Source organism: Veillonella montpellierensis DSM 17217 (assembly GCF_000426745.1).
Classification (GTDB): Bacteria; Bacillota; Negativicutes; order Veillonellales; family Veillonellaceae; genus Veillonella; species Veillonella montpellierensis.
The window spans coordinates 15,605-39,778 of record NZ_AUFY01000015.1 but is presented as its reverse complement, the minus strand read 5'-3'; the positions used below and the strand labels follow the sequence as shown (position 1 = coordinate 39,778).

The 24,174-nt window shown below is 38.2% G+C and carries 25 protein-coding genes and 3 tRNA genes; all 28 read right to left on the bottom strand.

Translation table 11 applies throughout. The features are described 5' to 3' along the window. Positions 1–727 precede the first annotated feature (727 nt). The 28 genes from K357_RS0105485 to K357_RS0105345 all read right to left on the bottom strand — a co-directional run bounded on the left by K357_RS0105485 (position 728) and on the right by K357_RS0105345 (position 24,126). On the bottom strand, positions 728–940 hold the full coding sequence (locus tag K357_RS0105485) for a helix-turn-helix domain-containing protein (protein ID WP_028257817.1): 213 nt from the start codon (positions 938–940) through the stop codon (positions 728–730). Positions 941–1,478: 538 nt separating this feature from the next. After that, complete coding sequence (locus tag K357_RS0105475) at positions 1,479–1,895, bottom strand: head-tail connector protein (protein WP_028257816.1); 417 nt, start codon at positions 1,893–1,895, stop codon at positions 1,479–1,481. 49 nt (positions 1,896–1,944) lie between these two features. Beyond that, positions 1,945–2,214, bottom strand: coding sequence for a hypothetical protein (locus tag K357_RS0105470; protein WP_028257815.1), 270 nt, complete (start codon positions 2,212–2,214; stop codon positions 1,945–1,947). 1 nt (position 2,215) lies between these two features. After that, entirely contained in the window at positions 2,216–2,485 is a 270-nt protein-coding gene (locus K357_RS08890; protein WP_071838037.1) for a TNT domain-containing protein, read from the bottom strand. Positions 2,486–2,613: 128 nt separating this feature from the next. Continuing rightward, positions 2,614–2,913, bottom strand: a complete 300-nt coding sequence (locus tag K357_RS0105460; RefSeq protein ID WP_028257814.1) for a head-tail connector protein — start codon at positions 2,911–2,913, stop codon at positions 2,614–2,616. A gap of 46 nt (positions 2,914–2,959) precedes the next feature. Next, a complete protein-coding gene (locus K357_RS0105455) occupies positions 2,960–3,235 on the bottom strand; it encodes a hypothetical protein (protein WP_028257813.1) in 276 nt (91 codons plus the stop codon). After that, a complete protein-coding gene (locus K357_RS0105450; RefSeq protein WP_028257812.1) occupies positions 3,201–4,064 on the bottom strand; it encodes a phage head morphogenesis protein in 864 nt (287 codons plus the stop codon). Before K357_RS0105450 ends, K357_RS0105455 begins: the two co-directional genes overlap by 35 nt. A 179-nt stretch (positions 4,065–4,243) precedes the next feature. Further along, a tRNA-Leu gene (locus K357_RS0105445) sits at positions 4,244–4,329 on the bottom strand. A 45-nt stretch (positions 4,330–4,374) separates the two neighbouring features. After that, a tRNA-Phe gene (locus K357_RS0105440) sits at positions 4,375–4,450 on the bottom strand. 19 nt (positions 4,451–4,469) lie between these two features. Next, positions 4,470–4,545, bottom strand: a tRNA-Asp gene (locus tag K357_RS0105435). An 896-nt stretch (positions 4,546–5,441) separates the two neighbouring features. Continuing rightward, positions 5,442–5,801, bottom strand: a complete 360-nt coding sequence (locus tag K357_RS0105430; protein WP_038113670.1) for a hypothetical protein — start codon at positions 5,799–5,801, stop codon at positions 5,442–5,444. 132 nt (positions 5,802–5,933) lie between these two features. After that, positions 5,934–6,323 (bottom strand): PaaI family thioesterase, encoded by a 390-nt coding sequence (locus K357_RS0105425; RefSeq protein ID WP_028257810.1) that lies wholly within the window; start codon positions 6,321–6,323, stop codon positions 5,934–5,936. Positions 6,324–6,362: 39 nt separating this feature from the next. Next, positions 6,363–7,499, bottom strand: a complete 1,137-nt coding sequence (gene menC / locus K357_RS0105420) for an o-succinylbenzoate synthase (protein ID WP_028257809.1) — start codon at positions 7,497–7,499, stop codon at positions 6,363–6,365. A 132-nt stretch (positions 7,500–7,631) separates the two neighbouring features. Beyond that, positions 7,632–9,146, bottom strand: coding sequence for an o-succinylbenzoate--CoA ligase (gene menE / locus K357_RS0105415; RefSeq protein ID WP_028257808.1), 1,515 nt, complete (start codon positions 9,144–9,146; stop codon positions 7,632–7,634). Positions 9,147–9,167: 21 nt separating this feature from the next. Next, positions 9,168–10,013: a 1,4-dihydroxy-2-naphthoyl-CoA synthase gene (menB, locus tag K357_RS0105410; protein WP_038113668.1), complete on the bottom strand. Its 846-nt coding sequence runs from the start codon at positions 10,011–10,013 to the stop codon at positions 9,168–9,170. Between the two features lie 128 nt (positions 10,014–10,141). Then, positions 10,142–10,963, bottom strand: coding sequence for a 2-succinyl-6-hydroxy-2,4-cyclohexadiene-1-carboxylate synthase (gene menH, locus K357_RS0105405; RefSeq protein WP_038113666.1), 822 nt, complete (start codon positions 10,961–10,963; stop codon positions 10,142–10,144). Then, a complete protein-coding gene (gene menD, locus K357_RS0105400) occupies positions 10,960–12,621 on the bottom strand; it encodes a 2-succinyl-5-enolpyruvyl-6-hydroxy-3-cyclohexene-1-carboxylic-acid synthase (RefSeq protein ID WP_028257805.1) in 1,662 nt (553 codons plus the stop codon). The genes menH and menD overlap by 4 nt, the downstream gene beginning before the upstream one ends. Positions 12,622–12,661: 40 nt before the next feature. Next, positions 12,662–13,801: an isochorismate synthase gene (locus K357_RS0105395; RefSeq protein ID WP_038113664.1), complete on the bottom strand. Its 1,140-nt coding sequence runs from the start codon at positions 13,799–13,801 to the stop codon at positions 12,662–12,664. Between the two features lie 97 nt (positions 13,802–13,898). Further along, positions 13,899–14,243: a nitrous oxide-stimulated promoter family protein gene (locus K357_RS0105390; RefSeq protein WP_028257803.1), complete on the bottom strand. Its 345-nt coding sequence runs from the start codon at positions 14,241–14,243 to the stop codon at positions 13,899–13,901. Positions 14,244–14,844: 601 nt separating this feature from the next. After that, positions 14,845–16,107, bottom strand: a complete 1,263-nt coding sequence (gene purD, locus K357_RS0105385; RefSeq protein WP_028257802.1) for a phosphoribosylamine--glycine ligase — start codon at positions 16,105–16,107, stop codon at positions 14,845–14,847. Positions 16,108–16,266: 159 nt separating this feature from the next. Further along, complete coding sequence (gene purH, locus K357_RS0105380) at positions 16,267–17,796, bottom strand: bifunctional phosphoribosylaminoimidazolecarboxamide formyltransferase/IMP cyclohydrolase (RefSeq protein ID WP_028257801.1); 1,530 nt, start codon at positions 17,794–17,796, stop codon at positions 16,267–16,269. A gap of 218 nt (positions 17,797–18,014) precedes the next feature. Further along, complete coding sequence (gene purN / locus K357_RS0105375) at positions 18,015–18,638, bottom strand: phosphoribosylglycinamide formyltransferase (RefSeq protein WP_156004904.1); 624 nt, start codon at positions 18,636–18,638, stop codon at positions 18,015–18,017. 21 nt (positions 18,639–18,659) lie between these two features. Next, positions 18,660–19,727 (bottom strand): phosphoribosylformylglycinamidine cyclo-ligase, encoded by a 1,068-nt coding sequence (purM, locus tag K357_RS0105370; RefSeq protein ID WP_028257799.1) that lies wholly within the window; start codon positions 19,725–19,727, stop codon positions 18,660–18,662. Continuing rightward, positions 19,714–21,135, bottom strand: a complete 1,422-nt coding sequence (gene purF / locus K357_RS0105365; RefSeq protein WP_028257798.1) for an amidophosphoribosyltransferase — start codon at positions 21,133–21,135, stop codon at positions 19,714–19,716. Before purF ends, purM begins: the two co-directional genes overlap by 14 nt. 101 nt (positions 21,136–21,236) lie before the next feature. Beyond that, complete coding sequence (gene purE / locus K357_RS0105360; protein WP_028257797.1) at positions 21,237–21,740, bottom strand: 5-(carboxyamino)imidazole ribonucleotide mutase; 504 nt, start codon at positions 21,738–21,740, stop codon at positions 21,237–21,239. A gap of 685 nt (positions 21,741–22,425) precedes the next feature. Beyond that, entirely contained in the window at positions 22,426–22,956 is a 531-nt protein-coding gene (locus K357_RS08885) for a hypothetical protein (RefSeq protein WP_051212134.1), read from the bottom strand. 20 nt (positions 22,957–22,976) lie between these two features. Beyond that, a complete protein-coding gene (locus K357_RS08880) occupies positions 22,977–23,522 on the bottom strand; it encodes a hypothetical protein (protein ID WP_051212132.1) in 546 nt (181 codons plus the stop codon). 28 nt (positions 23,523–23,550) lie between these two features. Next, complete coding sequence (locus tag K357_RS0105345) at positions 23,551–24,126, bottom strand: xanthine phosphoribosyltransferase (RefSeq protein WP_028257796.1); 576 nt, start codon at positions 24,124–24,126, stop codon at positions 23,551–23,553. Between the last annotated feature and the right edge of the window lie 48 nt (positions 24,127–24,174).

The window sequence follows — 24,174 nt, the reverse complement described above, 5'->3', positions numbered from 1 at the left end:
GCCGCCAGCGTTCGTCCTGAGCCAGGATCAAACTCTCCAAGATATCTTGAAGCTATTTGCTAGCTCATTTGTTTTTGTTACTTACGTAACTTGAATTTTTTGGTTGGTTTCTTACGAAACCCGCACTCTGGCATATGTACATTACTAAGTAATGTTTACCTTATATTGTTCAGTTTTCAAAAATCTGTTGTCGCTATTTCTTCAACCGACGACTTGATTATCTTATCATTTTCAAGATGTCTTGTCAACAACTTTTTATGATTTTCTCGCTCATCTAGTACATACGCCCTAGACAAGCAAATTAAAACAGCTCATACCTGAACTGTATTAGTATTGTATCCTATTGCACTATAAATTGCAAGAGGATTTTTAATTATTTTTGGTAGTCGTCTCTGTAGTAATCAAACATTTGTGACACATAAGACGGAAAATAACATCGCAGTGCGTAGCTATAAAGTATTTTGATGTCAAAATACTTTATAGCCACGCAAGACTGTATGGTATCAATAAAAATAAGGGGTTACAGAATTATCTGTAACCCCTATTTAATCAACTTGGTGCGGATTGAGTGTTTACACTATAAATTTAGCACTATTGCTATATCATTTAACCTCTACATAAGAAAAGGGGCAGATAAGGGACAAATTATTATTTATAATTTATCGAACACAATGTAAAATGTCCTTACAAAAAGGACTATCATATTCGATAGTCCTCATTGGAATCATTATTTTTCTAGTTTACCATATAATCGTTCCATACCTTGCCGTGTCACTAGCCACATTTTACCTGACTTTCGACATTCTACATCTATTTCTAATCGTGGTGGGCGTCCTTGAACACCAGTACATAATCCCTTTACTGTACTAGCTGATAGATTCCACTGTTCTCCTGCTTCTTGTGTTGTCATAATATCTTCTATTTCAAATTTCAAATTTATCACCTTCTAACTAAACGTTTAATTGCTAATATTAAAACAATAATAGTTGCTATATTAATCATCCATTCTAAATATTGCATAATCCACCTCGTTGATTTATAATAATATTGAAAAGGTGGCGGGGCTTTCACCCGCCCGCTTTTTAGTCTTTGCTAACAAGTTTCAAAATTGCTATTGCTAGTGCTAGTAGCGTTAAGCCATTTATCAAACTTGTTAGCTCTTTTATTATGTCCATCATCATCACCGCCTTACACATATATTATATTTGCAAAAAATAAGCCTACTAACATAGTTTTCACTCTATGCTAGTAGGCTCTTTTATTACAACTAATTCTTTACAGCCAAATATATGACCGTTCACCTAATAAAATAGTAAGTAGTTTACTATTTCTACATTCTCTATTCGCTCGTATAATTCTTTTTTTCTCATTTAAGTATGTTTCTGCTTTTATGAATCCGTTTTGTGTTATCGCTGACGAACCTTTGTTGCTTTTAAAGTTCTGATTTACTAACTCTAATTCCCTGTTCTATTCATTTATTATACGCTTCGTATGTATTCCCCATTAAACCATACCATCTTACGATATAAATTTAGTTTAGGCTTGATAGAATTGAAATCTTGTTCACTAAGATACCCAATCGGCGACATATCCGAGACTACCCATGTAAACTCAACATCATTTTCTTTTAATGACTTTAAAGGTCCTTGTGATTGGCTTAATGTGTCCTTGCTATACTTTACAGCTAGTTCAGCACCAGTATACACCAATGAACGAGGGAAGTCTGTTCTATGGCAATAGTCCATGCAATCCAGTACAAACTTTTCAGCAAAGGAAGAAATAAGCTCTAGGCTCTTTTTATCCATGGTCATATCAAGCATAAACAACATTCGTTTAGCTGTATCTGCAATACACTGCACCGCCTCTTCATAACTTATATACTTCACATTTGCCATACCTCACCTCCTTTTGGATATTAAAAAAGCACCCTTTTGGTTTGGGTGCTCACACAACATGATTCACAATATATTTTCTATGAGTTTTAGAACTACCCTCTAGCAAATGCAAGAAATAATTAACCGCTTCTTCTTCATCTGCTATATCTCGCTGTTCAAAGACTTCATTTCTTTCAGTCCAATATACCGAAAACCCTTTAGGAATTCTTTCAAGAATTATTGTACCTGGCACAATAGGCGTAGGACTGTTATCAATATTATATGAGCTTTTAGGTACGCTGATTTTAGGCAATAATGCTTTAATTTCTTTAATTGTCATACTAATCAATCTCCTTTAAATAGCCTTCATCTAAATAATACTGAATACTTTCTTTGGTTTTATACTGAATCCCTCCACCAACTTTATTAAATGCTGGTGTAATAACGCTAGTTTGTACTGGTAGTGGCTTAACAACTATACACTGATGTTCATTATCAGTATATTCTGCTTCAGTATAAGGCACAGTTCTATTTACAAACGGTGTTCCTGCTGGTGCAGTATATTTTTCTCTAGTTCTACCATATCGAGTTATTTTAGTTCCTACCAACAAAACTTCAGTCCAAGTTTTACCAATTGCACCGCCATTAGTAGGATAGAGAGGAAACTCTTTCTCGTTTGAATCCGGGTCGGAAAACCATCTTTTTTCCTTATCTTTACCTAAAGTATACCCAAGCTCTTCTAACTCTTCAATAGCTTTTTATAACTTTCTTTTAATGACTTTAACGATCCTTGTGATGAGTTTAATGTGTCCTTCCTATACTTTACAGCTAGTTCAGCACCAGTATACACCAACGAACAAGGGAAGTCTGTTCTATGGAAATAGTCCAGGCAATCCAGTACAAACTTTTCAGCAAAGAAAGAAATAAGCTCTAGGTCCTTTTCGTCCATGGTCATATCAAGCATAAACAACATTCGTTTAGCTGTATCTGCAATACACTGTACCGCCTCTTCATAACTTATATACTTCACATTTGCCATATTCCACCTCCTTTTGGGTATTAAAAAAGCACCCTATGCAGAGTGCTTAATTAATAATTTTATTATTCATTAAATATTGATTTATTTTTTTATTATACTGCATAAACTCCAAGAATTTATCACAAGCATCCTCTTCGTGGGTAAACACATCAAATTTAACAGGAATACCACGCTCTATTACAGAAACTTCAAATTGTTTCCCATTAAAAGCTATAGACACATATACTTCTGCCCAAGGTCCTTTTCCATGGTCCAAAATAAAATATTCATACTTATCTATGTTAAGGTTATCTAAAACCTTTCGTAGGTCGCCAATCTTCATCTACATACATCTCCTCTATATAACTTTCCTTGATTAACTCCCAAATAGACATCTCTAACTTATATTGAACTCCTTTACCTCTTTTAGAAAACCACGGCGAGATTAATGACTTACTCACCTTGATAGGTTTAATAACTTTATATACATGATATTCTATAGGTAATTTAGTGTACAAATCATCCATAGATCTTTTTGTATACGAAATTCCAACAGGGAAAGTATATCGACCAGATTCTTTCCCAATTCTATCAATTTTTGTTCCCACTGGCAAGTTGATGATTTTAGGTGTTCCAACACCGCCATCATTAGGTGTCCAAATAGGTTTTCCATCATCAGAATGATAAGAGTCTCTAGATATAATATACCCCATACCCCTTTCTTTTGCCAATATTTTTATAAAATCAGCCGATGGCGGAATATAATTTAATCTCATTAATTCTATTTTACTTAATGATTTATGATTATCTACTATATTGATGCCATCATAATATCTTGCATCATGTTTTAATATTTTTTCTATTCTTGCGCCTTGTTTCCACTCATCAAACGTTTTAGATGTATCTACATACACCGCTTTCCAATCGTCATAGTCCATATTGCGAGGCACTTTCTCATATCGCATAGGTTCGCTCTTATTAGCTTTTTCAATTTTACCAATACGATAACCGCTAGTCGCTTTCTTATCTAACGCACCAGCTATTGTGAATCTACATCGCGGATGTAGTGGTGGAACATTCGTTCCCACTTCAGCATCTGCAACAGAATATATATTGTTATCATGTTGACGGCAAGTCGACGATGTTCGCTTATCGAGCGTTGCTATAGACATGCTTCATTTTAGAATAATGGATATCTACTCATATGTAATACATAAAACGGAAGCTGATATGGCAGCTTATATCTATAAAGTATTTTGATGTCAAAATACTTTATAGCTACGCAAGACTGTATGGTATCAAACAAAAATAAGGGTTTACAGAATTATCTGTAAACCCTTATTTAATTAGCTGGTGCGGTCAGCGGGACTTGAACCCGCACGAGCGTTAGCTCACCACCCCCTCAAGATGGCGTGTCTGCCATTCCACCATGACCGCATATTCTATATGATTAAAGTCGCCAAGACGAGTGTCTCAAGTAAATGGTGCCTCAGGACAGAATCGAACTGTCGACACACGGATTTTCAGTCCGTTGCTCTACCGACTGAGCTACCGAGGCATATTTAAGTAAAAAAAAATGGCGACCCCGATCAGATTTGAACTGACGATCTTCGCCGTGACAGGGCGACATGTTAACCGCTACACCACGGGGCCGCATAACAACTCTCGTTGACTACTTTGCTAGTATACCAAAGGTCAGAGATAATTGCAAGTGCCTTTTACATTTTTTTACAAAAAAATTATAAATTCATGCAATACACTAATCATCTAGTTAGTATAGTCATAAACCATTCCTCTATATATCTTGCGCAGTCTATATATCATACTGGTTTCTAATCATTGCGTTCATATCCTTTTTCTTATAGAAACTATTATTTCTAATATCGCAATGAAATAACCTCACAAATAATAGATTGCACCGCTTCTATGAGCCATGCTACGTCATACACCCGCTCATATATGTATGATACGAAATAGTAACATAATCATGGCATTCACTACTAACTAACTTACAATTGATACTACTAGCTGAAACTATGTAGTATAAACATACATTTTATAGTATAGCTCATTTCTTCAGCACATATGTCATACGTTATATACCAATCACGATACAAGTTAAGTGATCTTTATACTTTCAATACAGTCATCTATCTAATTTACTACCAACTATATACTGTCATATTTGCATATCACGCAATAAAAATCATGTACTAAATCACATAATTACTAATTGTACCTATATTTTAATGGGCCAATGTAAATTACATGTTCCATAACTAGGTTATATCATCAGTGAGTTTTCTTACATCTAAGGCATACGGAACATAACACGGCTATAGATTCCACTATATAATAGTGTTCCTTCTATTCATAACCGCTTCAATAAAAATGATTTCTCTATAAACCTATCCTCTTTTATTAATAAAAAAGCATCCTAATACTACAGAGAAATGAATCTAATCATCAAGCACTAGTCATCCTACTTATGTACTTCACCATATCTCATAAAAGTAAATGATGCTCCATTCCACCCGTTTATAAAGGCATTACATATCTTCTTTATGTGCAGGTTCCAAAGCCTGGTTGTCAAGTAGTTGTTGACAGGATGCAACGAATCGATATTTAGCTTCTACTTTGGCCACATCCCAATCTGTCCCTTTAGGACACCATTCAGAAGGTAAGATGCCACACTTAGGGAAGTTAATAACAAATCCCATAGTATCCGCTTCATGGCTTCCCCACCACGCACCGATTGCTTCCTCTGGGTCTAAATATACACTATGAAGGCCTGTATCTGCTAACCAGCCTTCAATCGTATCCCATAATTCTTGAGGTATACAACTATTAGTTAAATATTCTCGTAAACTTACTTTAGCCACGTCTTGCAACTCAGATTCTACTGCCATGGTCATCACCCTTTCTAATAATCAGTATCCTATGCTAAGGTTAGTAAAACACATCGATATTTATTTTATCTAGTCCCTATAACACCTATTAACTGTATACTTTCTACATATAGGTTATCTCGTGCTATAGTACTATCCCTTACGAGGAATAATAGCATTAACCGCAGTAATATAGGAAATTAATTGATCGTTCTCATCCACCATACGAATAGACCAAACATGTGTCCGTTTACCGTGTTTAATCAATTCACCATAAGCATAGAGATAGCCAGTTGATTGTTTAGGATTTACATGCTGTGCCGTTACTGTTTGTCCTACAGCCATTAATTTTTCATCGGGTCTATGTTGCTCTAAATAAGCAGTCGACATCATGCCTCCTACAATTTCAGCAAATGCTAACGTAGCACCACCATTTAAATAGCCAAATGGTTGGGCATGAAAGCTTCCTAATTTCATACAACTTTCAAACGCATCATCTTCTAGACGAGCATATTGAATATCTAATCCTTCTAATAAATTCATGATCCATTCCTCATATACATTATATTTGCCACTACATGACTATGCTTCAATCGTCACTATAGCTTGTGCTTGCTCCATCAATATAGATTGATGAATCGACACACCCAATCCTACACCATTGGGAACTTTCATTATACCATCATTAAATACCAGTGCTGGCGTTGTAAGATCATCATAAAAATATCTACTAGAATCTGATAAATCTCCAGGCATATACGAATCGCCTAATGCAGCCAACTGTACATGAAGCATTTTAGAAATACTACTCTCTACCATGCTGCCAATCCAGTAGTACACATTATGGCGCCGACAATAGTCAATCATTTGCTTAGCAGGGTATAGCCCACCTAAACGACCAATTTTAATATTCATCACTTCAATAATGTCATGTTCTACGCCAAACTCCAACTCTGCCAAGGTTGACACCGTTTCATCAAAACAAAGCGGCGTAGTAATCGGCCAGTAATGATTGTATTTCAGATCGAAATAGTCTTCAATAGAAGTTACCTGAAATGGTTCTTCCATACACAATAATCCCAATTCATCAAAACGTGCCACTTCATCTACATCAGTAGGCGAAAAGCTGCGATTCGCATCGACTGATAAAGCTAGTGCAGGATATGCATCACGTACAGCAGCCACTTTTTCATACCCATCACGTGGGTTAATCTTAATTTTAATTCGTCTACATTGCTGTTCCACTTGGGTGTTCACAAATTCCAGCAATTCATGTAAAGGCATATCGCCAGCAACAACGCCCATAGGAATTGTATCTGCCAATGGTTGTCCCATAACATGTGATACCGTATTATAACCATTACGTTCAGCTGCCAAATTAAGCAATGCATTTTCTAGTCCTGCTACAGCCATAGGTGCCTCTACATGTCCATCAGACAAGCGACTGATAATTAAATGCACTTCAAAGCCACTATCAAGTTCCTGACCTACCACTGCTGGTGCATACTCTTTTGTTAGCTTTTCCCATGACACATCAAATGTTTCATTTGTATAAAAAGGTGTCGGAAAAGCAACTGATTCACCATATCCACGATTTCCCTGTTCATCTTCAGCGCAAATCACAATGGTGTGACGATAGTCTACAAGACCTTGTGCTGTTTTAAAAGGAAATTTCATCGGCATTCCCACTTGATATAATGTAATCGATTGTATAAACATATACGACCTCTTTCTCTACAACGCTTTTCTTTATGATCCGCACAAGCCATATCATGTTTGCTATGATACGCTTATATGTCAAGGGCACTACAAATCATAAACGCCTATTCATGACTAACTAGTAAGATGCACCTATAAGTGAAGCTGATTGCGCAAAATCTTACCTGATGCATTTCTTGGTAGGCGATTTCGCTTTACAATATACGTAGGCACTTTATACTTAGCTAGTCGCCCCTCCATATATGTACGAAGCTGTTCTTCGTCTAAAGATGTAACAATAAACAGAGCGGGTACTTGCCCCCATACCTCATTGAGTACAGGTACAACCGCACATTCAACAACTTCCTCTAACCGATACAATACATCTTCTATCTCTTTCGGATAAATATTTTCTCCTCCGGAAATAATGATATCCTTCCGTCGATTTAGAATATACAAATATCCATCTTCATCTACATAACCGATATCATCCGTATTAAAGCTCTCACCAATAGGCTCTTTCCCAAGATACCCCTCCATTAGCATAGGGCCAGATACATGAATTTCTCCTATGCCCTCTTCATCAGGATTGACAATGTGCACCTTCATAAAAGGTAATGGTTGTCCTACAGAATCCGCCTTATCTAAATGTTCCAATACAGAAAATGTCACATTTTGACTAAAAGTTTCTGTCATACCGTAGGTCTTAAAAATAGGTAGACCTTTTTGAACACAACTACGTATCAATGGCTGTGGAATAAACTCACCGCCTAACAAAATCATGCGTAACCGATGCCGTTCAATAAAAGGCACTAATTCTTTCAATATGGTTGGCACAAGAGAAACCATCGTGATTGTATTGTTAGTAATCAATCGTACAACTTCATCTCTGTCATATTTAGGGAGAATAGTGATGCGCGTCCCATTATACAAACTTCTCATAACAATGGATAAACCACTGACATGAAAAATTGGCAATACAATGAGCCAATTATCATCTTCACATACACCTAACCGCTGCATAGACGCCTTAACATGTGCCTCTATCTGTCGCCAGCGAATAGGCACCGACTTAAATTTTCCCGTAGTGGCACTGGTATTCATGATAACAGCAATTTGTTTTGGATCCATAGACCAATCAAGTAGAATTGATGGATTACTAGGTAATGCTGAAATGGCTGAGAATGGCAATACTTGGCATGGCCATGATATCGCTCCATCCAATCGAGGTCTATGATGAGTAGTTTCCATTATGGGATATTGTAACATTCCAGGGGGCGTAGGCGCACTACGCGGCTTCTTAGATGTATCTACAACTGTTGCGTCCTCTAAGAAATCCAACTGCATAGATTCTAATACATTCTCACTTCGTCGGTCAGAAGCCAACACATAGGAAATATCAAGCCCGCTTATTTGTTCCATCATTTCTTTCTGCGTTAAGCGCACATTGAGTAGTAATACTTCTTTACGTAGCAACAATAGGGCAAACAAGACGATGACCATATCGGTTGAGTTATCGGATACTAGAGCGACTCGGGTTTCTTGTTGCAACAAATCCGATAATCGCCTTGCTACATTTTCTACCTTCTCGTATACATCACCAAATGTTAATTCATTCATATATAACTGATTTGGATTCTTTTTGTATTGATCTGCTAGCCACTTCATACCTACGCTGTTACCCTTTCATTAAGGAAATTTAGGAAATTGTTTAAAATCCGGTTTACGTTTTTCCTTAAAAGCATCACGGCCTTCTTTTGCTTCATCGGTTGTATAATACATTAATGTTGCATCCCCAGCAAATTGTTGTAATCCAGCCAATCCATCTGTATCTGCATTAAATGATGCTTTCAACATGCGAAGTGCCATAGGAGATAATTGAAGAATTTCCTTACACCAAGAAACAGTTTCCGCTTCCAATTGATCAAAAGGAACTACCGTGTTTACCATACCCATTTCATAGGCTTGTTGTGCCGTATATTGACGGCATAAGAACCAAACTTCGCGAGCCCTCTTATGACCAATCATACGTGCTAAAAATCCAGCCCCGTAACCAGCATCAAAAGAACCTACGCGAGGACCTGTTTGACCGAATTTAGCATTTTCAGAAGCAATTGTTAAATCACAAACCACATGTAACACATGACCACCACCAATAGCATAGCCATTAACCATAGCAATGACTGGCTTTGGTGTAATACGAATCAAATGTTGTAAGTCTAATACGTTAAGACGAGGTATATTATCCTCACCTACATAACCACCATTACCACGAACACGTTGATCTCCACCAGAGCAAAATGCTTCTTTGTCTTCGCCTTGTCCATGATTGGCGCCAGTCAATATAATAACACCAATTTCTGCATCATCACGAGCCACGGAAAAAGCGTCAATCAATTCCATAACCGTTTTGGGACGGAACGCATTACGCACTTCTGGACGATTAATGGTAATTTTAGCAATCCCTTCATAGGTTTCATAAATAACATCTTCATAATTACGATCCAATACTTGCCAATTAAATGTAGTAGCCATAATCTTCTCCTTATCTTACTCATAGTATCTAAATAATCTCATACTAACCATACTCGATTGTGTACATCAAACACTAATCGATTATAGTATATCATGTATACTCAATCATCTTCTAACTCATCATGTCTCTATGAGCCATTAGATGGACCTGTCGTAGCATGCAAAAATTGAGCAACTATGCGTTCAAACTCTCTAGGTCGCTCCAAATGCGTATTGTGACCCACATTTTGAATTAAGGCCGTCGAAAACGAGTGCTCCTTTTTAAACACTTCTTCGCCTAAGGAACTATATTTTTCATCTAATGCACCACTAATATATAAACTAGGGCACATGATTTCATCAAGGCGATGGCCCACATAGGGCATACACCCTTGCCCTGATCCCATCAATGTATGATGTAAGGCATACGGTTCATTATGAAAGCGCCGCCGACGAATACTATCTTGTACGGATAAGGGTAATGTTTGTTGCGTCTTAAAAATAGGGAGTGCCGACCATGTATCTCTAAACCATGCACGCCCATTACGAACTATTTTTTTAGCTAATGCTTCATCTTGTAAAAACCTAAGTTTTCGTGCCGATGGGTCTTGAATACCCACCGATCCACTTTCTAAGATTAATGCTTCAATATCATGTTGATATTGCAAAGCATATAACAAAGCAATGCGCGCCCCCATCGAATAGCCCATCAAACTATACGATGCACCTACTGCTGCCTGAATCACAATATGTAATTGACGTAACAACTGTGGCAATTGATATATCTGTGTGTCTAGTGGCTTATCTGATTGCCCATGGCCAATAAAATCTAATCGATACATAGCATAGCCAGGAATCTCTATCCCATCCCATGTATTTCCTGACTCTGAAAAGCCATGAAAACACACAAGCGGTTTTCCTTGTCCTATTACATGTATATAGTAAGAAATATCATCCACTACGATTCTCATGATATCACCGTATACTTTCCATATAAGGCAGCACTTGTCTCTTTATCTGTTGGCACTTCAATAATATGAACTTGCTTTGTCGCCATTGCAACTTCTAGCAACCGTTGGTACTCTTCATAGGATGTAACGCGACTATAAGAAAGACCATACAAAATTTGTAATCCAGAAAAATCGATACCATGCGGTGTAGAAAATAGCTCATCAAAATAGGGAACATCTTTCTGTGGCAAGCAATGGAAAATACCACCCCCATCATTATTAAATAAAATAATCGTAAGCGGTATATCATATAATTTCCCTAGTAGCAAGCCATTGCTATCGTGGAACATAGACAAGTCCCCTGTCACTAACACCGTAGGAGTCCCTGTACTAGCCAATCCAAAGGCTGTAGAAATAGTGCCATCAATGCCATTTGTTCCGCGATTACCATATATACACGCCTGTGATTTTCCTGCTTTCCAAAAATAATCTATATTGCGAATTGACATACTATTAGCCACTACCAACTGAGCCTCATCGGATATAACATCTTCTAGAATTTGCACACAGCGCCCTTCAAATAGAGATTTTTCTTCTCTCACCCGTTCTAACTGCTCTCGTCCCTTCCGATTCGTCTCGATCCACTCACGTACATACGTATCATCATAGGATTGAACATCGATGGCTTTACAAAATTCTCCTATATCAGCCTCAATATATGTAGTGGTCGTAGCCGCTGAATTGCGATACAATCCTGTAGCATCCACCTGTATATAAGTTGCCTCTCTATGAAAGGCAATATACTGTTGCAACCGTTTCGATATACTCATTTGTCCAAATTGAATAATATAATCTGGCTGCAATCGCTCTATCATAGTAGAAGATTTTAAAAACACATCGTACGCATCGATTATGAACGGACTATCGCTCCTTCGCATATTCGACAAAGGATCTGCTAAAATAGGGGCGTATAGTCGCTCTGCCAAGGTAATAATCGGTGACATATCTTTCAATCTGTGGTTTGGTCCCACCACTATCACTATACGCCGATTCTGCCATTCTTCTATTTCACTCAACTGAGAAGATACATGAACATCACCTTTTAAAAAGCGAAATGGTTCCCTACTTCTACCCATTTCAAAATGTTTTTTATCCAATTCTGGTATTAATGGATCGCATAAAGGCACATTAATATGAACTGGACCCATCACGCCATGCATTGCATTCATATAAGCTTTTTGTGCTATAGTTCTTGGATATTGGTAAAAGTCTACCCCACTAGGTTGTGATAATTCTTCATAATAACGAACCATAGATCCCAATATTTTTTCTTGATCTACCGTTTGTGGTGCTCCTACTTTCTGTAATGTTGCTGGTCGATCCGCGGAAAGAATAAGTAGGGGGATGCCTGTATAATACGCTTCCATAACAGCTGGCATATAATGACCTATCGCAGATCCAGAGGTGCACACCAGTACGACTACTTCACCGATTTTCTTGGCAATTCCTAAGGCAAAAAAGGCGGCACTTCGTTCATCAATATTCATATAGGTTGTAAAGGATCCATAATACTTAAATAACAGCGCTAATGCAGTAGAACGAGATCCTGGACTACATACAACATGTCGTACACCTAATCTATATAATTCGTCCACTAAAGGAGCTAAGTATTCATTCATAAATTGTCCTCCTTTATTTTGACTATGGGCCTATCATCTCTTACAAACTTTCTAATATAGTACGCAATTTACTATTAGACTCTTTATATTCTTCTACGCAATCTGAATCTGCTACAATACCACATCCTACGTAGGCATATAAATGAGTATCTACAATAAGGGCAGATCGAATGCCTACTACACAAAGTCCATCACCATTGCCCTCAATCATTCCTAGTGGCGATGCATACATACCTCTTTCATGGGATTCATACCGTTTAATCATATCTAGTGCCACATCTGAAGGTGTCCCTCCCATGGCTGGCGTAGGATGCAACGCATGACACCAATCAATAATAGACGTTGACGCATCATAGGCTTCTATGATTGTTCGCAAATGATATAAATTAGGTAATGTCATAATATCCATAGGTGCCACTGTCACCTGAGAAGTAATGCCTTTCATAGTATGAATAATCATATCTCGTACTAAGGAGTGTTCATACACATTCTTAGGATCTTCTAGTAAAGCTTCTTTTCTCTGGTCATCACAGCCCTCTCTTGCACAAGTGCCAGCTAAGGCATAGCTCATAACATGAGATTGTTTCTTTTCCACTAACACTTCTGGAGATGCACCTAAAAATGTGTTACCTTCTTTCTGATACGCAAAAATAAAGCAACCAGAATTCCTAGTTACTAAATTATGTAGTATGCTTTCCACATGAAATCCCTGCGGCGAAGTAAACTCAACTTCACGAGAGGCTACTACTTTTGATACAGCTCCTTCATGAATCGCCCTTTGAATGGTATGAAACAAAGATGCCCATTGCTCATAGTCATGACTGCTTTCATAAACGTCATGATGCACGAATTCACTTACCTTATCATCAATAATCGGTAACGTATCCGCATATAAACAATAGGATTCATCACCATCAACTACATAATAATAGGTGAACGCAATTAATTCATTGCCCATATGGTTCCAATGAGAAGGACGCGTTATATCAAAAAAAGTCCGTCCATAAAACACATAGGGATAGCGTCCTATTTCTTGTTCTGATGACAGTGCGGCAAGTCGTTTCGCACCTATAATAATTCTATCATGTTGTGTATCACACCAATAGATGCGTTCTGTATCAGGAAAAGCATGCCAAAAAGAGAATGGATTCTCTAATCGCATAAATTGTTTTTTATACATCTATTTCACCTTGTATTGCTATTACATATTTTTTATTAACAATTTATTTTATCATTTCTTACGACAAATGCAAAACCTAAGAATCTACACCATATCATTAATGGCCCTTTCTCTGACCAAGCAATCGATCAATCCATTCCAATCCCATGTGGCGCAACACGAGTATAGGTGAATCAAATAACAATCGTGGTCCGCCCCAACGCATCATTCTTTGAATCTTTTGACGATATATTGGTTCATAACAATGGGTCTTACAACGAGAGCAAAATGTTTTTGTTGCCATATGTGGGCATTTCCTAATACGTTGAGCGGCATAATCCCTCACTGCTTGACATTCTGTACACAACGAACCCAATGGTGTACCATGTTTGGCGTGACAATATAAATGTATAATTTTTTCCATCGTAGTTAATTCTAATTGTCGCTTTTCTTCACAATTCATACCCACCCTCCTATCTACTATAATTGTATTATACCAAGCATTACTTTGAAATAAAAACAATCCATCAAGTCCGCTCTTTCTTCTTTAAGTAATAGCACTCTTTATTTTTTATGTAATAGCGCTCTTTCTTCTTTAGATACTACGATTGTTACATCATGTATTGGCATCTCCCTCCTATGATGAAAGATTACAGCACACAACTAACTATATATGATTCCTAAAAATTTTGTTTTTCTAATATTATGAACGTTAATTACACTAATCATGTATCATATTTATTAAATCGTTAAAAAAAACAAGCACTGATACAATTAAAAGAGGTCATTCCATTAATTCTTAGTTCTTACTATTGTCAATGTATTCCCTACACTGCACCTATGAGCACAGTATAGGATATATTTCTACCCTCACTATCTATGATATGCCATACTAAGTGCCATCCATGATACTGTATCTCCAATAGTTGCGAGCACGATACCGTACTGTATGTCCTTTTTCCCACATACCACATATGCATTGTATGATATTGTTACAAACTATCAATGCATGTATGTAACTCATTTCCGACCATCATCGGCTCATATCATCTTATATAGTCATTCTATCTAAAAGCTTTACGCCCAATATCCTTACGATATTGCATGCCAGAAAAACGAATCTTTTCTATGCGATGATACGCGCCTTGTAGCGCCTGTTCTAACCGAGGTGCTATACCGACAACGCCTAACACACGTCCCCCATCAGTAACAAATTCCCCCTTGTCTTTCTTAGTACCTGCATGGAAAATCAGCGTATTCTCTTCATCTGTAAGATTTCCTCTAATCACATCGCCCCGATGAGATCTAATAGGATACCCCTTAGAGGCCAACACTACACACGCTGCACTTCTATCGTGCCAACTAACCATATCCTCTTGCAACGTTCCCGTCGCACAAGCCCACATAATAGCGCCCAGATCACTCGCTAGTAAAGGAAGAATGACTTGTGTTTCTGGATCACCAAATCTAGCATTAAATTCTACTACCTTAGGTCCACTGTTAGTAATCATAAGACCTGCATAAAGACACCCCTTAAAGGGCATACCTTCTTGTGCCATCGCTTGTACAATCGGTAATAAAATTTTCTTCATCGCCTCTTGTTCTAAAGATTTCGTCAATATAGGGGCTGGTGCATACGCTCCCATGCCACCCGTATTAGGTCCTTGATCGCCATCAAAAATCCGCTTATGATCTTGTGCCGCCACCATAGGCACTACCACTTTGCCATCTACAAAGGCGAGTAAACTAACTTCTTCTCCCTCCATAAATTCTTCAACAACTACTGTACTTCCCGCCTTACCAAAGCGATTATCTGACAGCATGTCATCGATTGCTTCATACGCTTCTTCTTTAGTCATCGCCACGACGACACCTTTACCAGCTGCCAAGCCATCCGCTTTAATAACAACTGGAATACCATATGCATCAATACACGCCTTAGCGCTTTGTACATCATGAAAGACTTCGTACTTAGCAGTAGGAATATGATACCGTTCCATCATTTTCTTAGCGAAAACCTTTGAGCCTTCTAACTGTGCCGCCCGTTTCGATGGTCCAAATACAGCAATGCCTTCTCTTTCTAGTATATCAACTAACCCTTCTACTAACGGTGCTTCAGGACCTACGACTACGAGATCAACTTGGTGAGCTTTCAAAAAACTGATTAATTCCTCACTATCATGCCAATCCATAGGGACTACCGTAGCAATGTTTGCCATTGCATCATTACCTGGAATAGCATAAATAGACTCTACACTGGCACTTTGTGCTAATTTCCAAACAATGGTATGCTCTCTACCACCCGTACCAATTACGCAAACATTCATGACATCCTCCTGTACTATGCATTGTAATTCTATCTATTATCATAGGTCTATCCATTCCGCTACTTACTGATACGGCTTGTAAACTATTGGCATAATCACCATGCATCCATCATGACACTCTATAAAGTGCCTATAAAAGTATATACTAATACCTACATGTTAATGTTTAAAATGACGAATATGTGTGAATACCATGGCAATACCTGCTTCATCTGCCGCTTTAATTGATTCTTCATCGCGAATCGATCCACCTGGTTGAATAATAGCACGAATACCATGTGCAGCAGCAGTTTCTACCGTATCGCCAAATGGGAAAAATGCATCCGATGCTAATACAGCCCCTTTCGCCGCTTCCCCCGCCTGTGTTAAGGCAATATGCGCAGAGCCTACTCGATTCATCTGTCCTGCTCCTACGCCTAATGTCTGATGCGATGATGCTACTACTATAGCATTTGATTTAACATGTTTTACTAATTTCCAAGCGAAGCGCAAAGCCTCCCATTGTTCTTTAGTAGGCTCTACCTTCGTAACTACTTCGTAAGTAGATTCATCTTCTACTATGCTATCTTCTTCCTGTACTAATAATCCACCAGATACTTTTTTTAGTACCATCTGATGCGTATCTGGTTTATCTAACACAATGAGCCTAATATTTTTCTTCTTTTCCAATAACGATAAGGCCGGTTCATCAAAACTTGGTGCCATAATAACCTCTAGAAAAATCTTACTCATTTCTTTGGCCGTATCTATATCCACTGGACGATTTACAGCGACAATGCCACCAAAAGCAGATGTTGAATCGGCTTCATACGATCGCACATACGCTTCATGTACGTCTGCACCTATAGCAGCACCACAAGGGTTTGTATGTTTAATAATACACGCAGCAGGTTCAGAAAATTCCCATACCATATTCCATGCAGCTTCCATATCTACAATATTATTATAAGATAATTCTTTACCATGTAATTGGTGCATGCCGCCCATTCCACTAGGCTTACCAAAGTCTCTATAAAAAGCTGCTTTTTGATGAGGATTTTCACCATACCGCAAATCACTAACCTTTTCATAGGCTCCTAAAAATTCTTGCGGCAGTGGCTGTTCGCCTACTTGTTTTGCCATATAATTGGCAATGGCTACATCATACGCCGCAGTATGAGAGAATGCTTCTTTTGCTAATCGAAGTCTAATCGATGCTGGTATTTCTCCATGCTCTTGTAGGATATGAATAATTTCATCATACCGATTAGGGTTAACGACAATACCCACATACGCATGATTTTTAGCAGCCGACCGAACCATAGTAGGACCACCAATATCAATATTTTCAATAGCTTCTTCTAAGGTAACATGTTCCTTAGCAATCGTTTCTCGAAAAGGATATAAATTGACAACTACTAGATTAATGGCTTCTATGCCATGGTCTTTCATAGCTTTTTTATGTTCCATATTATCACGGACTGCTAAAATACCGCCATGCACCATGGGATGTAAGGTCTTCACGCGGCCATTCATCATTTCAGGAAAATGAGTTAGCTCTTCTACACCATGAACCATGATTCCTGCATTTCGAATCACCTCTAAAGTACCACCTGTAGAATAAATGGTAACACCCAATTTCACTAGTGCTTTAGCAAAATCAACAACTCCTGTTTTATCAGATACACTGATAAGTGCATTTTTTATCATAGATCCTCCTCAATGAATCATCCTATGACTAGTAAAACTACCCTATACACTAGCTAAAGGCATGCTATCCATAAAATAATCAACACTAACATAACGCCTTAGCGCGTACAAAACTATGGCCGTCTTACTAGGCCTTCACATTACCATATCAATCTTAGACCACTTTAACTATACATCAAACTTTCTTACATAGTGTGACTTCATTTTATAAGCCTTAGTTAAGTACTATAATGAACCACATGATCTTTAATGACTAATTTATCCTCACAGAACAAAGCTAACGCCTCTTGATATGTTCTATGCTCTATAGGCAATAATCGTGCTGCCAATGTATCTTCCGTATCAGTAGGTAACACAGGTACTGTATTCTGCATAATAATAGGCCCTGAATCCATACCACTATCAACAAAATGTACCGTACACCCACTTATTTTAACGCCTGCTTCTATCGCTTGTCGTTGTGCATGAAGTCCTGGAAAAGAAGGCAATAATGCGGGATGAATATTAAGAATACGATGTTCATACGCCTCAATAAATGTAGGGCCTAATAGGCGCATATATCCAGCCAATACAACACCATCTACTTGATAGGGTTTAATAGCCTCTAACAGTGCTCTTTCAAAAGCTTCTTTAGATTCATATCGGTTTCGAACCACTGCTATCGTTGGTACATGCCACGTCGCTGCTTTATGAAGTACTGGTGCATCTTCATGGTCACTAACAACAACATCTAGTGTGCCTTTAATATCTCCTCGCTTCATAGCCTCATATAATGCTTGTGCATTAGATCCGCGTCCACTAGCAAAAATAGCCAATCGCTTCACACCTAAGCCCCCTCTCACATACCGTCCTATACATAATCACTAGTTGCCACGACGAGTAAATACGTCGCACTCTAGTACAACAGACTCTTCGCCTGCTTCAATTGTGCCAATTGTATAAGCTACTCCACCTGATTCAGCAATCGTCGCTTTCGTTCTGTCCACATCTTCTTGATGTACTACCAAAATCATGCCAATTCCCATATTAAAAGTACGATACATTTCACGCCAATCTACTTGTCCCCATTCTTGGAGTTTAGAAAACACAGGTAATCGAGGCCATGCATCCACATCAATGCGTGCAGTAAGTCCTTTTGGAAGAATGCGTGGAATATTATCATAAAATCCACCACCCGTAATATGGACGAGTCCTAGCAGTAAATCCTTTTGAATTGCCGGCAATACTAAGCGCGGATATAAGCATGTAGGTCTTAACAATTCCTCACCCAGTGTACAACCAAACGCTTCTACATAATCGTCTAGCTTCATATGTTGTACATCAAAAACAATCTTGCGCACTAAAGAAAATCCATTAGAATGCACACCTGATGATGGCAATCCCAATATTACATCTCCTACGCGAATCGATTCTCCCGTAATTAATTTCGATCGATCTACTAGTCCTACGGCAAAGCCAGCCACATCATAATCACCTGTATCGTAGAATCCAGCCATTTCAGCTGTTTCACCGCCTAACAAGGCGCATCCTGATTCTTCACAAGCTCGTGCAACACCTTGCACAATAGTGGCTACTTGTGTAGGCGATAATGTGCCTACTGCAATATAATCTAAAAAGAATAACGGTTTCGCTCCTTGCACAAGAATATCGTTTACGCTCATGGCCACACAATCTTGTCCAATCGTATCATGTTTATCCATCATAATAGCCAATCGTAATTTAGTACCTACACCATCCGTACCAGATACTAACACAGGATCTTGACAGGGATAAGGGGCTAAGGAAAAGAGTCCACCAAATCCACCAATATCGCCTACTACCCCTTTTGTATAGGTTTTCTGCACTGCATGTTTCATTAATTCTACCGCTTGATTACCTGCATCAATGTCGACACCCGCATCACGGTACGTTAACCCCTTATTCAAGCACATATTTAACGCCTCCCTCTTGATCCATAGGAACGGGAACAGAATAGGTTCCATCAAAACAAGCGAAACATAATTCATGTTCTTCTAAATTAGAAATAGCACGACATAATCCTTCATGACTTAAATAATACAATCGATCGGCCTTAATATATTGACGAATTTCTTCTACCGAATGAGTAGCCGCGATTAACTCCTTGCGTACCGATGTGTCAATGCCATAATGACATGGATACAATATGGTAGGACTGCTAACACACATATAGATTTCTTTCGCACCTGCTTCTTTAAGCATCTTAACAATAATGGCACTCGTAGTACCACGAACAATCGAATCATCAATCAATACAATGCGTTTTCCTTTCACCACTTCTGGCACAGCATTTAATTTCATCCGCACCGCTAGATCTCGTTCATCTTGATTCGGCTTAATAAAAGTGCGTCCACTATAGCGATTTTTAATCAACCCTTCTGCAAAAGGAATTCCTGATTCACGAGCATAACCAAGTGCCGCAGTTGTACCAGAATCGGGGACAGACATAACGATATCTGCTTCATATCTCGTTTCTCTCGCCAATTCACGCCCCATATTCAATCGAGCTTCATACACGCTTTGTCCATCAATTTGGCTGTCCGAACGAGCAAAATAAATATACTCAAAAACACATAATTGTTTTTGTATCGATGAAGAATCGGTAATCAATCGGCTCCGCACACCTGTTTCATCAATGATTACCATTTCTCCCGGGTCTAAATGACGAATAAATTCTGCCTTAATCGCATCTAACGCACACGTTTCCGAAGCTAACACATATCCCTGTTTCGTTTTTCCTAAACAAAGTGGTCTAAATCCATGAGGATCACGTATGCCAATTAAAGATTGATTCGTCTGCATCACGATAGAGAACGCCCCTGTAATGCGGTTGACCGCTTCTATAATTCTTTCTTCTACTGTATTTTTTCGTGAACGAGCAATTAAGTTCACAATCACTTCCGAGTCCATCGACGTTTGAAATAAGGATCCTGAATTTTCCAGTTCTCGACGAATCTCTAAGGCGTTCGTTAAATTCCCATTATGAGCAACCGCCAACTCACCACATTGATAGTGAATCACTAAAGGTTGTATATTTTTCGGATGATTCGACCCTGTCGTAGAATACCGTACATGTCCAACACCCATGTAGGCACCATCTAAGGTTGGCACAGTCTTAATGGCTTCCGTCAACAATCCCATCTGCTTGTGTAATGCCATCTCTCTACCATTCGAAATAGCAATGCCTGCACTTTCTTGTCCTCGATGTTGCAACGCAAATAATCCCCAATATATATATTTTCCCGCCTCTAATGTTCGATCATATATACCAAACACTCCGCACTCTTCATGCCATTTATCAAACACTGCATCGTAATGCATAGTATCTCCTTACCATCGCCATCATAAATCATCACATGCCATATACGTGATTGTATCATAGGTAGATACACAAATATACCATTGTATCGTACCAGGTCTGATTATTTACTACGATGCGAGGCTAGTTCCATTTGCAATGCGTCATTATCTGCACATACAGCTTCTGCCATATGCGTGCGATATTCCTTATAAGCCTCACGGATGCGTTCATCGAGAAGACTACAAATTTGTACCGCCAATAAGGCTGCATTTTTACTTCCATCAATCGCCATCGTTGCCACCGGCATACCAGAAGGCATTTGTACAATGGCCAACAAAGAATCTAATCCTTGCATACCTGTTGCATTTAAGGGGATGCCAATAACTGGCAACGTAGTATAACTAGCAATGACACCTGGTAAATGAGCCGCTGCGCCAGCACCAGCTATAAAGGCAACAGCCCTTTCCTGTTCTAAGCGTGTTACAAATGCCTGTACCGCCGCTGGCGTTCTATGGGCTGATGCAATGACCATCTCATAGGAAATTCCAAAATCATCTAATATAGCGGCTGCTCGTTTCATACTATCCACATCTGATTTACTGCCCATGACAATACCAATTTTCATAATAGCCTCCTCAAATCTTAGACTTTCATAGTAACTAACCCATCATTAATATGATGCCTATCGTCGCAACTTACCCTGATAACGACATGCTATCTCAGAAACGATAAAAAGACCCAGCAAATTTCTTTAACCGGGTCATATATGCAGACATATCCTGTAAACACATATAGTTATATACGCTTAGGTACACTATAGATTTCACGGATATCACCTCTCTTTTTTATCATAGTAAAATTGTACCAAACCACGCTATATCCGTCAATCTTTTATTTGAATATTTTATTTTTTATTTTCAATATAATTCGTTATATTCCGAACATTAAAACTTTTAACATCAATATTTTTACATTATTTATCTATTATTACGAACTTTTTAATCTGTAGCAAGGGTTATACAATTACAACATACACCCTACATGCTAATAGAAAGCATCAATGATATCCAGCTACAGTGATCAAAACTTCTCCTAAAAAAACAGACAACATGGGACTATTCCATTCCCATATCATCTGTTGTAGTACTATCAATGCATTATGCTACGACAATCATAGTCATTGCACAAAATAGTCATAATTCAGTTCTTAATAATAGCATCGCTCTATGTATATGGTCATCTATCATACATAGTATCACTAGCAATATGCTAGTCATGTCAATGATCGTATACAAACTATACAAATAGAACTAGTTCTTTTTATGCGTTGCCATTTCCGCTTTTACTTCTGCCACTCGCTCTTGAAAATGTTCTTGTGCATGCTGTTCTAAGGGACTCACAAAGCGACCGTCTAAATGAAATGCTTCTTTTAATTCTCCCACCACATGAGGAATATAATCAACCACTTGCGCCATTAATGCATACAACAAACCTGGTTCAAAAACATCAGCTGTACTCATATACACCGTATCCAAATATACACTATGATCGTCTATATCTACATATAGTTTGAAATTTTTGTAACAAGCATTTTCTCGATTTAACAAGCGATTAATGTCCTCCAAATTATCGGCTGTCACGATTTCCGGTCCTAACACGACACGAAGGACACCATAAATGGTGGAATCCAAAATAACAAATAACGGCATATTGCCAATAGGACTTTGAATATACGAACGGTACACTACGGTACCATCTTCATCTTTAAAGTCCTTACGTTCAAAACAATCGACTTGCTCTGATTTCAAAAATTCTTCAAAAGCTTGACTTTTTTGATTCATACTGACTCCTCATCTAGCAACTATTTTCTCGGTTTACGTCCCTTCGCTTTAGGTTTTCCACCTTGCGCTGTACTTGTTGCCACCTGCGATTTTACGGCATCTCTTTGCGCCTTAGCCTTCGCCGCTTGTGCTTTCGTCATTACTATACTCATAATAGAACGATACATTTCTTCTAAATGAGGAATCGCAATGCCACTAATTAAATGAAGCACTAAACTACTATCAAACGTTTTTGGCAAGCAAGGCACACTCATATCCATATATAAAATATCATCATAACTACTAATATAGTATTTAGATACTTTATAGCCATCATTTAATTTATTAAGTTTCACTAAAACCTCTTTTTGACGAGTTTTAGCAACAGGCGTTTCAGTTACAGCGATGCGAATATAGGAAAAGGCACTATCGTCTAATACCACGAATACTGGCAATTTCTGGTCTTCACAATCAATATAGGTTTTATAAAGAACAGTATGTAATTTATCATTTCGTTCCTCTTTAAGAAAACAATGAATATGTTCTTGTTTTAAATACGATTCAAAGGCTTTTGCTTTATCATTCATGACTACTATCCCCTTTATTTACTAGTAATTAATCTTCTACAAATATGCATCGATTATCTTCAAATCGTTCAATACGAATCAACGATTCTACATGATAACCAGCTCGTTCTAATCGTTCACGACCAGGCTGAAAGGACTTTTCGATAACAATGGCAATTCCTTCTACCGTATCACCAGCAGATTCTACCAATTTAGCAAGACCCATAGCCGCTTCCCCACTTGCCAAAAAATCATCAATGATTAACACATGTTCACCGGCTGGCAAAAACCGTTTCGACACAGTTACATCATAATTTTCTTCTTTTGTATACGAATATACTACAGAGTGATACACTTCATCAGTCATAAGAATCGATTTTTTCTTACGAGCAAACACCAATGGCACATTCATTTCAATGGCCGCCATGAGTGCTAACGCAATGCCTGATGCTTCGATGGTAACAATACGATCAATCTGTTTTCCTTCAAACCGTTTCGCAATTTCTTTGCCAATGGCTTGAAATAAAGCAGGATCAATTTGGTGATTTAAAAAGCTATCTACTTTTAACACACGATTATCTAGTACGCGCCCTTCTTCATTAATCCTCTGTTTTAGTATTTCCATTAAATAAATCCTCCAGTATTCTTTATGTGAGTCGCTATAGGATATATA

Coding starts and splice junctions, on each gene's coding strand:
- menD (WP_028257805.1), bottom strand. CDS start 12,621: ATGAATGAATACTTAGCTCCTTTAGTGGACGAATTATATAGATTAGGT.
- K357_RS0105425 (WP_028257810.1), bottom strand. CDS start 6,323: ATGAATTTATTAGAAGGATTAGATATTCAATATGCTCGTCTAGAAGAT.
- purE (WP_028257797.1), bottom strand. CDS start 21,740: ATGAAAATTGGTATTGTCATGGGCAGTAAATCAGATGTGGATAGTATG.
- purD (WP_028257802.1), bottom strand. CDS start 16,107: ATGAATGTTTGCGTAATTGGTACGGGTGGTAGAGAGCATACCATTGTT.
- K357_RS0105390 (WP_028257803.1), bottom strand. CDS start 14,243: ATGAATTGTGAAGAAAAGCGACAATTAGAATTAACTACGATGGAAAAA.
- K357_RS0105450 (WP_028257812.1), bottom strand. CDS start 4,064: ATGTCTATAGCAACGCTCGATAAGCGAACATCGTCGACTTGCCGTCAA.
- K357_RS0105345 (WP_028257796.1), bottom strand. CDS start 24,126: ATGGAAATACTAAAACAGAGGATTAATGAAGAAGGGCGCGTACTAGAT.
- K357_RS0105395 (WP_038113664.1), bottom strand. CDS start 13,801: ATGTATAAAAAACAATTTATGCGATTAGAGAATCCATTCTCTTTTTGG.
- purF (WP_028257798.1), bottom strand. CDS start 21,135: ATGCATTACGATGCAGTGTTTGATAAATGGCATGAAGAGTGCGGAGTG.
- K357_RS0105455 (WP_028257813.1), bottom strand. CDS start 3,235: ATGAAGATTGGCGACCTACGAAAGGTTTTAGATAACCTTAACATAGAT.
- K357_RS08880 (WP_051212132.1), bottom strand. CDS start 23,522: ATGAATGATAAAGCAAAAGCCTTTGAATCGTATTTAAAACAAGAACAT.
- menE (WP_028257808.1), bottom strand. CDS start 9,146: ATGAAGTGGCTAGCAGATCAATACAAAAAGAATCCAAATCAGTTATAT.
- menC (WP_028257809.1), bottom strand. CDS start 7,499: ATGTTTATACAATCGATTACATTATATCAAGTGGGAATGCCGATGAAA.
- K357_RS0105475 (WP_028257816.1), bottom strand. CDS start 1,895: ATGGCAAATGTGAAGTATATAAGTTATGAAGAGGCGGTGCAGTGTATT.
- K357_RS0105470 (WP_028257815.1), bottom strand. CDS start 2,214: ATGACAATTAAAGAAATTAAAGCATTATTGCCTAAAATCAGCGTACCT.
- menH (WP_038113666.1), bottom strand. CDS start 10,963: ATGAGAATCGTAGTGGATGATATTTCTTACTATATACATGTAATAGGA.
- K357_RS08885 (WP_051212134.1), bottom strand. CDS start 22,956: ATGAATCAAAAAAGTCAAGCTTTTGAAGAATTTTTGAAATCAGAGCAA.
- purH (WP_028257801.1), bottom strand. CDS start 17,796: ATGATAAAAAATGCACTTATCAGTGTATCTGATAAAACAGGAGTTGTT.
- K357_RS0105460 (WP_028257814.1), bottom strand. CDS start 2,913: ATGGCAAATGTGAAGTATATAAGTTATGAAGAGGCGGTACAGTGTATT.
- K357_RS0105430 (WP_038113670.1), bottom strand. CDS start 5,801: ATGGCAGTAGAATCTGAGTTGCAAGACGTGGCTAAAGTAAGTTTACGA.
- menB (WP_038113668.1), bottom strand. CDS start 10,013: ATGGCTACTACATTTAATTGGCAAGTATTGGATCGTAATTATGAAGAT.
- purM (WP_028257799.1), bottom strand. CDS start 19,727: ATGTGCTTGAATAAGGGGTTAACGTACCGTGATGCGGGTGTCGACATT.